Genomic DNA, 12,004 nt, shown 5'->3' with positions numbered 1-12,004 from the left:
ATGCCTTCCTGCCTGGTCGTAGCCGGTGGTAGTTCAGCTTCTTCACAGCCCGGGGATTTCCAAACATCCGACAGTCTGACCATCTCGCCGAAGTGTGGGGGGATGACGCGGCTCTCGAAATTTGGGGTCTGCCGGAATTCCACGGATTCGGTCGCCGTGGCTCGTGGGCGCCCCTTTGGTGATGGGGGCCCGCGTCCGGGGCTCTCCTGCTCGGTGGCGTGGAACGGGTCGTTCCAGCGCTTCGGTTTGGGGTGCCGGTCTGTCGTAGACGCTGCTGCCGGCGACGGGAACCCGTTCGGCGCGCTCCTCCTGGTGCGTCGCCGCCGCGTCGTGGGACCCGCATCAGGCGTCGGCCGACGACGTCCACGCCACTACCGCGCCATGGATCAGCCCGTCAGGGACGGCAGTCCTGACCGCAACGGGTGTCCGGCCGCGGCATGCGGCTGCCGGGCCGATCAAGTCTGCCGAACCGGGGCGGCCCTACGCTGCCGCCGTAGCGTGTTCACCGCGCTCGACGCCGTCACCGTTGGACCCCCCGCTGCCCTGTCTCAGGCCGGGAGACCACTCGGCCGCACTGCATGACGGGCGCGGGCGCTCAGCCTGCCGGCGTAGCACCGGCTACTTCGGGCAGGTGCCCCGGTGAGGCAGGCAGCCCTTGAGGTCGGGCTCGCCGGCAGCCGTCACTCATGCCGTAGCAGAGGTGGGCGGGGTGGCGTGGCCGAGCCCACCGCCGACGTACAGCGGCGTGTGCAGGAGCAGCGCGCGCCGTGCGACGCCAGGCGGCGAGTGCCTCAGACATGGACTCGGCGCCCCCACGCCCATGAGGGGTACTGCGATGAGACACATTGCGACGATCGGCGTCTACGGCTTCACGGCTGAGGCTTTTCTGGAGAAGCTCGCCAGCGGGGGCGTGGCGCTGCTGCTCGACCTCCGCCAGCGCCGCGGCGTTCGGGGCCCCGACTACGCCTGGGCGAACTCGGCGCGGCTCCAGCGCGCGCTCGCCACGGCGAACATCGGCTACCGGCACGTGAAGGAGCTGGCGCCGACGACGGAACTGCGTCATCTCCAGTACCGCGAGGACGACCGCCAAGGCGTGGGAAAGCGCAACCGGATCGCGCTGGCGCCCGAGTACGCCGAGCGATACACCCGTGAGATCCTCGACCCGTTCGACCTCGGCACGCTCGTGGCCGAGCTTCCGAGAGGCTCGGTGACCGCCCTCTTCTGCGTCGAGCGCGATCCGCAGGCATGCCACCGCTCACTCGTGGCCGAGCGCCTGCGCGCCGAGCACGGCCTGCCCGTCACGACCATCCGTCCGGGCTGATCCGTCTCGTCACCGCGCTCGTAGGCGGACAGCCCCCGCTGATCATGCTCATCGCTTGGCACTGTCCAAGGCGAGCGCCTCACCCGGACCAGCCCCCGGCAGACACGCCGCCGCAGGCGCGCCGGTGCTCCTGGTGGCTGCACGCTCCGCCCGGCAGGGGTGCCGTCGGCCGCAGCGGGCTCACGGGCGGGAGTGGGGGCGGGACTGACTCACGTGACCGCTCACACTTGCTCGCAGCGGCTTCGCCTCAGCGGAAACGCCGTGTGGGCCAGACCGGCGCCCCGTCGCCGGCAGTGGGAACGGAAGGTGGACCCAGACATACGTCGATTCCGATATCCCGGGTATGCGCGGTATGGGGAGTGCCACCCGCAGGCCGGGTGGAGCCCCGGCTGGAGCGCTCCGCCCGGGCCGGTGCTGCCTTCTCTCCGACGGAACGGAAAGTGGCTTCTGATCATGCATTCCTCCGAGACGGTGCGTCCCCCTCCCGTACGGGCGGATACGGGGAGCGACTTCGCCCGTCTCTCCCGCAAGATCCAGGAGGCTGGGCTCATGGCCCGGCGCCCCGGGTACTACGCGCTGCGCATCACGGCCGTCACCGCCCTGTACGCCGCCGGCTGGACGGCGTTCGTCATGATCGGCGACAGCTGGCGGACGCTGCTGGTGGCCGGTTTTCTGGCCCTCGTGTTCGGGCAGGTAGCGCTGCTCGCGCACGACGTCGCCCACCGACAGGTCTTCCGCCTGCGCAAGGCCAGCGAGATCTCCGGCCGCTTCGCCGGCAACCTCGGTATCGGCATGGGGTACGGCTGGTGGCAGGACAAGCACACCCGCCACCACGCCAATCCCAACCACGAGGGTCTCGATCCCGACCTCGACCCGGACATCCTCGTCTGGACGCAGGACCAGGCCCGCGCGGCCAGGGGACTGCCGCGGCTGCTCGGCCGTTCGCAGGCGTTCCTCTTCTTCCCGCTGCTCACGCTGGAGGGGTTCAACCTGCACGCGACCGGGATGCGGTCGCTGCTCGACCCCTCGCTCAAACACCGCATGTGGGAAGGGACCCTGCTCGCTGGGCACATCGCCGCCTACCTCGGCACGCTGTTCCTTGTGCTGCCGCCCGGCAAGGCGGTCGTCTTCCTCCTGGTCCACCAGTGCCTCTTCGGCGTCCACCTCGGCTCGATCTTCGCCCCGAACCACAAGGGCATGCCGATCCTGCGAGGCGCCGAGCGCCCCGACTTCCTGAGGCGACAGGTCCTGACCTCCCGCAACGTGCGCGGAGGCCGGTTGACCGACATCGCCCTCGGCGGTCTCAACTACCAGATCGAGCACCACCTCTTCCCGAGCATGCCCAGCGTGCACCTGCGCAAGGCCCGGACCATCGTCCGCCAGTACTGCCAGGAGCTCGGGGTCAGCTACGCGGAGACCAGCCTGATCAACTCCTACCGGCAGACCCTTGCCAGCCTCCACGCGGCGGGAGCACCCCTGAGAAGGCCGCGGACCACCTGACGCCACCACCAGCCGGCACCCGCCTACGCTGCGGTCGCGGACCGGGATCAAGGTGCCGTCCACGATCCACAACCGGTCCACGTCAGCGACCGGCCGCGGGGCCGCGGTATCAGCTTCCGCAGCGGCCTCAGGTGACGGACATGCCGCAGTCGAGACTCCTGAACGCACGCCTCGCCGTTTCCACGCGACGTCGGGGCGTGGCTCGAGCGGTGACCGGCCATCAGCCAGGCTCGTGGGCCTTGTGACAGGCGCGGCGAGGGTGTGGCCACGGGATTCATGCTCTTTGCAGCACGATTTCAGCGCCGGAGCATGGGGGTGCCCCAGAGTGGCAATCAGAGTGCGGAGTTGTGAACCCACCACAACACCGTGGCGACGATGGGATTCCTGGGGGTAGGGAAGGCATGACAGGATCAGGCACGGCTGCATGGCTGGGCGAGAAGCAGGCCACCTCGTGGCCAGACGCCCGCCGTGGGCCGGGTACGTGGTGGGGGGCATCGTCAGCGTCGGCTGAGGTACGCCGCCGCTGATCACGCTCGCCGTCGCGTTCTCACCATCGGCGACACCCGCAGGACTTCGACCTCCCGATACGCGGGCCCTAAGGCCCGCCTGGGAAAGCGCATTCGCGGCCATCGCCGGTGAAAGGCAGATGGGCTTCGCCGACCCGGGTATGGGTGGCGGCACGCGTCAGCTCACGGCGATGACAACGTCCGTTGACCGTGGGTCGGTGCAGTTCAGGCGGGTATGGGGGAGCTGGCCCATGGCGAAGAGGGAAACCATGCCGCTCTCGCGGTCCACCGGGCTGGTGCCCCCAGGGCCGGTCCGATCGGATCAGGGCCTCGGGAATAGGTCGGCGTCCCAGCTCATGCATCCGGGCACGGTTGAATTCCGTGTGTGATCACACAGATATCTGGGAGATTCGCGTAGTCATGGTGGAGCCTCTGGCCTTTACGGATCCCCGGCGCATCGGTCCGTACCAGTTCGAAGGGCGACTCGGCGCCGGGGGCATGGGGCAGGTATTTCTCGGAACATCGGCGGCCGGACGCAAGGTCGCGGTGAAAGTCATCCGGCCGGAGCTCGCGTCCGCCCCTCAGTTCCGCGCACGATTCGCCCGCGAGGTCGAGTCGGCACGGCAGGTGGGCGGATTCCACACCGCCCAGATCGTCGACGCCGATCCTGACGCCGCATCGCCCTGGCTGGCCGCCGAGTACATCCCGGGCCCCACGCTCCAGCAGGTCGTCGCCGCGCAAGGCCCGCTCCTTCCGGACGCCGTGCTCCGCCTGGGCGCCGGAATCGCTGAGGGCTTGGCCGCGGTCCACAACTGCGGTCTTGTGCACCGGGATCTGAAGCCCGGCAACGTCATACTCGCCGCCGACGGCCCGCGCATCATCGACTTCGGGATCGCGCACGCCCCCGACGCCGGTCCGATGACGCACACGGGCGCCATCATCGGCACCTACGCCTACATGTCGCCAGAGCAGATTCGTGCCCCCGCCCAGGTGACCCCGGCCAGTGACGTCTTCTCACTGGGCTCGGTGCTCGCCTTTGCCGCTACCGGCCGGGGCCCGTTCGACGCGTCGACCGTCCTGGCGATCATCCACCGGGTCACGAGCGAGGCACCCGTACTCAACGGCATCGCTGTGGGCAGCGCGCTGCACGCCCTGGTCTGCCACTGCCTCGCCAAGGCCCCCACCGGGCGCCCGCCGACCTCCGAGGTCCTGTGCCGGTTGGCTGTCACAGCCCCCGCCGCGCCTCCTGTGCCGACCATGCCTCCGGTGACACCCCCGCTTCCCGCAACGACTCCCGTCGACGGCCATCCGATCCGGCGCCGCTCCGTACTGTTCGGTGGGCTGGCCGCCGCGACGGCCGTGGTCGCCGTGCCCGCCGCATTCGTCCTGTGGCCGAAGGACACACCACCCGCCGAGCCGAAGGGCAAGCCGAAGGCGAGCAAGAGCCCCGAGCGGGACATCACCAGGCCCGTCGGCGAACTCAAGGGTCACGAAGGGAACATCGAGAGCATGGCGGTCAGCCGGGACGGAAGGTTCCTCGCCACGGGCGGCTACGACACGACGCTGAAGCTGTGGGACCTCACTGCGCGCCGCGAGAAGACAACCTTCGAAGGCCACACCAATGCCGTCAGGGCGGTGGCCTTCAGCCTCGACGGCGCCACCCTGTACTCCGGCGCTCTCATGGAGCTGCTCGCCTGGGACGCGAACAGCGGGGCCGCGAAGAAGAAACTGGCTGCCTATAGGAGTGAGGACGACTTCGTCCGTTGCCTGGCCGTGAGTCCGGACGGCAAGACCCTCGCCGTCGGCGTCGGCGGCCGGATCGAGCTGATGGACCCGAGCACGGGCCGGGTCCGCGAGACGCTCGACGGGAAGGCGGGAAGCATCGACTTCAGCCCGGACGGCAAGACCTTCGCCAGCGTCGCCGCCGCAGCCGACAAGAGCGGCATCCGATTGTGGGATACCGCAAGCGGCCGCTTGCTGAAGACCCTGCGCGACGGTGAGGACGACGACTACTCCGAGGTGTCGTTCAGCACCGACGGCAAGATTCTCATCGCGAACGGCCCCGGCGTCCTGTTATGGGACGTGGCCTCCGGAAGAATCACCAGGAAGCTCACCGACCAGCACGGGCACCTGGACAGCGCGGCATACCGGCCCGCCGACGCCGGGACTTCAGGCAAGGCGATCGTCGTGGGAGGCGGCCGCTTCGTAGAGACCGAGAAGACCGACACCGTCGGCCGCACGGTCAGCGTCTGGGACGTGGCCGGCGGGAATCTCGTCACCACCTTGGTCGTCGGCGATCCGAAGACCCCGATGCGGGCCTACATCGGCCACCTTGCCTTCACCCCGGACGGCAGGACTCTGGCGGGTGTGTGCACCCCGGCGGCCGGCGAGGACGGGATCGAGCCGTCGATCCAGCTGTGGAAGCTGCCGTGAGCGGCAGCACTGGAGAGACCACTCAAGCCGCCGCCTCGCTCAGCCCCCTCTGATTTTCCTCGCACCGGACGGAACACATGGACGCACTCAGGCCCGACGATCCGCAGTGGGTCGGCCCCTACCGCTTGGACGGACGGCTCGGGGAGGGAGGCATGGGATCGGTCTTTCTCGGCACGTCACCGGGCGGCCGGAAGGTCGCAGTCAAACTGATCAAGCGAGAGCTCTCGGCGGCCCCGCACTTCCGGGAGCGGTTCGCCCGCGAAGTCGACGCGGCGCGGCGGGTGGGCGGCTTCCACACCGCCCAGGTGGTCGACGCCGATCCCGGAGCCGCGTCCCCGTGGCTCGTCACGGCATTCATCCCGGGACCGACACTGCATGAAGTCGTCGCCAAGGGCGGACCGCTGGATGCCACAGCCGTGCGGCGGCTCGGTGCAGGGCTCGCTGAAGGACTCGCCGCGATCCACAAGTGCGGCCTTGTGCACCGGGACTTGAAACCGGGCAACGTGATCATCGCCGCCGACGTGCCGCGCGTCATCGACTTCGGTATCGCCCGCGCCGTGGACGCCAGCTCGCTCACCGCGACGGGCACCGTCATCGGCACCTACTCGTACATGTCGCCGGAGCAGATCCGGGCCGACCGGGCGGGAACGGCGAGCGATGTGTTCTCGCTCGGCTCGGTACTCGCGTTCGCCGCGACAGGGCGCGGGCCGTTCGACGCTCCCACACTGATCGAAATCGTCCAGCGCATCCTGGACGAGGCACCCACGCTCGACGGCATCGACGACGGTGCGCTGCGGGAGCTGCTCGCCGCGTGCCTGGCCAAGGCCCCCGAGGCGCGGCCGGCCGTTGATGAGCTGCCAGGGCTGTTCGCAACGCGTGCAGCCGCAGGCGGGGGTCGGGCTGCGGGGCCGCGACCGGCGGGAGCCGGCTCGGTAGACCCTCGTATCCCCATGGCTCTGGCGGGTGCACCCGCGGCTGCCCCGTCCCCACAGGTGACGTACCCGCCGACCGTCACCGCAGCCCCCAGTGCTCCGCCACCGGGTTTCGGGCCGGCGAGCACCACTGAAGAGGCGGGCGACAGGACCCGCCCGGGCGGGCTGTCGCGACGGACGCTCCTGTTCGCCGGGCTCGGGACGGCGGTAGCCGCCACAGCGGTCGGGGTGCCGATGCTTCTGCGCAACGACGACAAGGCGGGCGGCTCCTCCGACGCCGGTGACAAGCCCGCCCCCCTGCCGCTCACTTCAAAGCCGGAAGAAGCCGACGAGGTCGTTCTCCTCAAGGGCCTCGAAGGCGGGCGAACGCTCGCCTTCAGCCAGGATGGCAGGCAGCTGTACGGAGCGGACCAGAGCACCATCTGGCGCTGGAATCCGAGCACCGGGGCAGGCGACCCGGTCCACATCGGCGCCCAAAGGTACCGGCAAGAAGCGGTGTTCAGTCGGGATCTCAGTTTCCTGGTCAGAGCGGAGGAGGGCAGGGTCCGCATCTGGGACACGACCACCGGCAAGATCGTGCACACGTTCACGCTGTCCACCGAGGGTGGCACGAGCCAGGAGGGCTGGCCCACGGGCCTGGCGATCAGCACGGACCGCAAGAGGCTGGCCGCGAGCACCGGGGAGAGCCTGCACCTCTGGGACCTGCCGTCCGGCAAGCACACGAGCGTCTCCACGAACGAACCCGGCGGCCCCGTGGCGTTCCGCAGCGACGGTGAAATGCTGGTCAGTGGTGGGAACTCCCTGGAGACCCTGACCCCCGCGGGCAAGGTCACCGGCACGGTCAAGGGCAGCGGCAACACCAAGGTCGCCGTGTTCAGCCCGGACGGGAGCCTCCTCGCCTACGGGAACAACAGCGGCAGTATCGCGCTGTGGAACACCGAAACCCGCTCGGAGGTCATCCGGCTCAAGGACTGGGCCACAGCCCTCGCGTTCCATCCGGAGGGACGCCTCCTGGTCAGCGGCGCCGGCACGACCGTCAACGTATGGGACACGGTCGCAGGGAAAGAGGTCGGCAGCTACGAGTGCCCCAACCAGGTCGAGGCAGTGGCCGTCAGCCCGGACGGCAAGACCGTGGCAATCGGCCTCAGCTTGGCGATCACCCCTGAAGCCAAGACCTCGGTCCTGCTCTGGCAGATGCCCTGACGTGGCCGGGACCACCCTACGGGTGGTGACGGGCCCATCCACGGCGACCGTCCTGTAGGACGGCGTCAGGCTGCGGGGATGGTGCTGGAGCGCGGGGGTTCGGTGGACAGCACGAACTGTCAGGAGCTGGGGGTGTCGGGTCCCTACTCGCGGCGCTCTCGTGCCGAGGAGAGAAGCAGCCTCAAGATCGGAAAGCGCATGAGCAGGGGCACTGCCTTTACCAGCGGGTGCGCGGGACCGAAGACGGCGGTGAGAACGTCGCGCCAGAAACCGTGGACGGTCTGTTGGGCGTGAGTGCGGGCGTCCACGCTATCCGGCTTGGAGGCGTGGGGCAGGTGGCGGCCTTCGACTGGCAGGTAGGGGACCCCTGCCGCACGTAGGGCACAGGTTCGGTGTTGTCCGTTCGTCAGACTGTCATGGTTGTCGTCCCAGCAGATGGGATCCGCCACCAGGGCGCGGGCCCACTGGCGATCCTGTTTGTCCAGGTGCTCCATCGCGTACGCCGTTCTCTCGCGTTCGTCGTCGCCGGCGAGTTGGGCGGCCGCCAGTTCGGTCGCGGCCTCGGCAATCGCTGCCCAGTTCCCTTGGTGATACGGGCAGGCGGCGAAGTCCTCCGGCGTCAGACGGGCGAAGAGCTCGGCATGCGCCACCTGTCCGGCGTACCAGTCGTCTGGATAGCTCTTCTCGATCGCTTCCACACGCGGAAAGTGACGGCATTTGGACAGACGGTGGGGCCACGGCAGCTGCGAGGCCGGCACGGGACGGATCCCCTGCACCCCGTTCAAGAAGAGCTCACGGTCGGCAGGGTCGGAGAAGGCGCTCGGGTAGAGGTCAGCTTCATCCGCCTGGGCCGGTGAGCGCAGGACGGCGTCCCGTCGCTGTTGATCCTCTTCGTTGGGAACAGTGGCGCCAACGAACTGGAAGTACGGCCTCTCGCGCCAGGGTCCGTCAAGATCGTTGCGCAGCCGTTCGGGATTGGGGACGACGAGAACCCGCACGCTGGTCTCGGGAATCACCAGGACCCCCGAGATGCCGTAGACGTTGGCCAGCGTCACCCTGCCACGTGCCCATGCGGGGTCGGCCAACAGGTTCTGCAGGGCCGCGCCCTCAAGGTGGGCGATCCACTCCACCCGCCAGAACCCTTCGTCGACTCCCATGTCCTCGGCGGGGAACCTGCAGGTCTGAGTCTGCAGGTAGTCACCCACACGAAGGGCGCCGGCGCGTTTCTCGAACGTCCTCGGCCTGCGCCTGACCTCGCTGCCAGGGCTCGATCGGATCGGCTCCGGCCCTGGAGTTTCAGTGCGACCCCAGAGGAGCTCCGTCTGTGCCTTGCCTCCGACGAACATAGCCGTGGACGGCTCCGGCCATGTCGGGTGCAGGCGGTCCCACCTCTGCCGTTCCTCGTCGATGGCCCTGGCCACGTGGTGATCTCCGGCGCGTAGGAGCACGGGACCGGGCATGCCCTGGATGCGAACTGCCACCAAGCGCTTCACGGTGTGATCCAGCCCGAAGCCGGTGTCCGGGCCGACGAAGTCGGGACGCTCGACGTGCTCAACGTGTTCGATGCGTGCGTAGTACTCGCCCGCGCGTGGGCCGTCGGCGCTGAATCGCTCGAATCCGGTCCGCACGTAGTCGCCCGGCAGGAGCTGTTCCGCCCGGTAGACCTGCGGCATGGTGGTACCCCCTCGGTCTCTGGCCAGGACCTTGGTGCGCGGCCCAGAGCGCGGCCAGCATAGTCGGCGGCCCCTCGGCGGCGAGTGGACAGCTCGTAGGCAACGTCGGCGATGGCCGAGACCATTTCCTGGACGGCCGGCTCGGCCCAGGCGTGGCGCTGGGGGTCGATTGCGGCGAGGGGCCGGCCGGGGACGATCGCGAGAGCGCGGCGCAGGGCGGGCCCCGTCTTCGTCGTAGCGGGCGAGGCCTGTGCGGGCGAGGATCCGGAACTGGTGCCAGTCGCAGGTGACGGCTTGGGAGAGGCGGGAGCGGCTGCGGGGTGGCGTGGCGTGGGTGTTGTTCGTTGCTGGGTACATTGCGAGAGCTAAGGGCTACCCCGTAAACGATCTCCACTCAGGGGTGTCCCGGATAGTCAGGGTGATCGATGTAGGGCGAGGCGAGATCGAGCAGGTCGTCGCACGGCCAGGGCTCGCCGTCGTACTGGCAATCATCGCGGTTGTCCCAGGGGAGTTCCGGGTCGCCTATGGCCGGACTGAACTCATGGCGGGCGAGCACGCGTCGCTTGGCCTCGACCTCCCGGAGAACGCGAGCCGGGTCGTACAGCGCCACGTGCAGGGCGACCGCAGGATGGAATCCGGCGAGTTCTCCTTGACCGAAGTCGACAGTGTGCCCCTGAGCGGCCCACTCCCCAGATCCGTCGCCGTCGCAGCGTCGGGCCAGGTCGGCCTCCTCGTCCAGCCGTGCGTTGAGGAACGTCACCAGATCTTGACTCATGGGGGCATTTTGGCCGATGCGCCGGGGCCCGGGCGCCCCAATATTCGTAGTGCAGCCGGCTCTGGCTGACCAGCTGACAACTGGGATGATCTTGATGTGGCTGGTGTGATCACGGGTCGGAGTCGTCATGGTCGCCCCGTTCTCCGGGCTCAGCTCGCGAGCCTTCGGGAAGCTGGTGACGGTGCTGCGTCGCGCAGGCGCGGACGCGGTCCGAGGGGCAGGCCGGGGAGCCTTCCGCTGGAGGACCGTGCCCTGCTGGTCGCGGCGTACTGGCGTACGGACGTACGAACCTGACCGACCGCCAGCTCGCCTTGCTGTGCGGGGCCTCGAAGTCGGCAGCGGACCGCATTATCGACCACCTCGGGCCGATGCTCGCGCTCCAGCCCCGCAAGCGGTTCGCCAACGACGCCGTGCTCGTCGTGAACAGCACCCTGGTCCCCACCTGCGACCACATCATCGCCAGGCGACTACCGTTACCCCACCAACCACCAGGTCGCCATCGACGCCGACACCCGCCTGGTCGTCGTGGTCGGCCGGCCACTCGCCGGGAACCGCGACGACCGCAAGGCCTGGGAGGAGTGCGGCGCCAAGGCCGCCTGCGGGAACACCGTAGCGATCGCCGACGGCGGCTACCCGGGAACCGGGCTGGTCATCCCGCACCGCCGACAGCGCGGTCAGAGCGAACTCCCGGACTGGAAAGAGGAACCCAACACGTCCCACAAGCGGGTCCGAGCCCGCGTCGAGTACGTCTTCGCAAAGTCCGCGCCCGAGTCGAGCACACCTTCGCCCGCATGAAGGCCTGGGAGATCCTCCGCGACTACCGACTGAAAGGCAACGGCGTCCACGACGCCATGCTCGGCATCGCCCGCCTCCACAACCTCGCCCTGACCGGATAGCAGGTCTATGCCGACGGCTGATGAGGAGCACGTCTGAGATCGCTTACGGGACTGCCCTTAGGCCGTGTCGTCAAAGGGTCACGGATCGCGAGATCGGGGTTTGAACGGTGCAGAGGATGGGGCGGCCTGGTGAGCGAAACTCACGTGCCAGTGCTGCTGCGCCTGGGCGATGATTGACCGATGTTGAATGTCACCGGCGCGGACGATGCCGACAGCACCGCTCTCTTGCTGACCACGATGCACCGGCTGCACAAGCAACTGGACGATTTCACCACTCAGCTCCACATCGCCTACGACTTCGGGGACGACTCTGGGCTGGTGCCTTCCATCTTGATCGAAAAGCACCTCTCGGGACCTGAACTACGGCTCCACCACCGCTTCGGCTTCTTCGCGGAGGGCGATTCGGATGTCAGTGAGCTGCGCTTCTCGGCAGGTGTGACCATTGCCTCGACAGGTTGCATCGTTGAAGCCAGGGTGGATGTCGACCTTGAAAGACCTCGGGGAGAGTTCGGCGCCCACGTGCACACCCTCCATTTTGAGCGGATCGATCAACTTTCCCTCATGGATGCCCTGAGCCGTTTGGAGGATCAGGTCACGGCGCTCTGCACAATGGACGATGTCCCGAACCGTCTGGGTTTCGTCACGCGTTGATCGCGGTCATCTCCTCGGCGGCACCGCAGGAGGCGGTCAAGAGGATCACGCCCACATGAGAAGTGCAACGAGGGTGACCGCGGCTTCGTAGGACTTGACGGTCTTGTCGTAGCG

The 12,004-nt window shown here is 68.6% G+C and carries 7 protein-coding genes and 1 pseudogene; 6 read left to right on the top strand and 2 right to left on the bottom strand.

Going from position 1 to position 12,004, the window contains the following annotated elements; all coding sequences use genetic code 11:
* The first annotated feature begins 835 nt into the window (after positions 1-835).
* The 4 genes from AOK00_RS00335 to AOK00_RS00315 all read left to right on the top strand — a co-directional run bounded on the left by AOK00_RS00335 (position 836) and on the right by AOK00_RS00315 (position 7,895).
* Complete coding sequence (locus AOK00_RS00335; protein WP_055598311.1) at positions 836-1,321, top strand: DUF488 domain-containing protein; 486 nt, start codon at positions 836-838, stop codon at positions 1,319-1,321.
* 453 nt (positions 1,322-1,774) lie between these two features.
* Positions 1,775-2,821, top strand: a complete 1,047-nt coding sequence (locus AOK00_RS00330) for a fatty acid desaturase family protein (RefSeq protein ID WP_055598310.1) — start codon at positions 1,775-1,777, stop codon at positions 2,819-2,821.
* A gap of 926 nt (positions 2,822-3,747) precedes the next feature.
* Positions 3,748-5,760: a WD40 repeat domain-containing serine/threonine protein kinase gene (locus tag AOK00_RS00320; RefSeq protein ID WP_079041756.1), complete on the top strand. Its 2,013-nt coding sequence runs from the start codon at positions 3,748-3,750 to the stop codon at positions 5,758-5,760.
* 77 nt (positions 5,761-5,837) lie between these two features.
* On the top strand, positions 5,838-7,895 hold the full coding sequence (locus tag AOK00_RS00315) for a WD40 repeat domain-containing serine/threonine protein kinase (RefSeq protein ID WP_055598307.1): 2,058 nt from the start codon (positions 5,838-5,840) through the stop codon (positions 7,893-7,895).
* Between the two features lie 143 nt (positions 7,896-8,038).
* On the opposite strand, the gene AOK00_RS00310 is transcribed toward AOK00_RS00315, so the two are convergent.
* Together AOK00_RS00310 and AOK00_RS00305 are read right to left on the bottom strand one after the other, a co-directional pair.
* The gene (locus tag AOK00_RS00310) at positions 8,039-9,568 is read right to left on the bottom strand and encodes a hypothetical protein (RefSeq protein WP_055598306.1); all 1,530 of its coding nucleotides are present in this window, start codon (positions 9,566-9,568) and stop codon (positions 8,039-8,041) included.
* Between the two features lie 394 nt (positions 9,569-9,962).
* On the bottom strand, positions 9,963-10,343 hold the full coding sequence (locus AOK00_RS00305; protein WP_055598327.1) for a DUF6221 family protein: 381 nt from the start codon (positions 10,341-10,343) through the stop codon (positions 9,963-9,965).
* 127 nt (positions 10,344-10,470) lie between these two features.
* Here AOK00_RS00305 and AOK00_RS00300 point away from each other — a divergent pair.
* Together AOK00_RS00300 and AOK00_RS00295 are read left to right on the top strand one after the other, a co-directional pair.
* Positions 10,471-11,239 (top strand): annotated as a pseudogene (locus AOK00_RS00300) (transposase).
* 180 nt (positions 11,240-11,419) lie between these two features.
* Positions 11,420-11,890, top strand: coding sequence for a hypothetical protein (locus tag AOK00_RS00295; RefSeq protein ID WP_055598305.1), 471 nt, complete (start codon positions 11,420-11,422; stop codon positions 11,888-11,890).
* Positions 11,891-12,004: the final 114 nt, after the last annotated feature.

This window comes from Streptomyces aureus (genome assembly GCF_001418135.1).
Lineage (GTDB): Bacteria > Actinomycetota > Actinomycetes > Streptomycetales > Streptomycetaceae > Streptomyces > Streptomyces aureus_A.
Note: the sequence above shows the minus strand (reverse complement) of the source record. Positions and strands in the feature narration are given on the sequence as shown.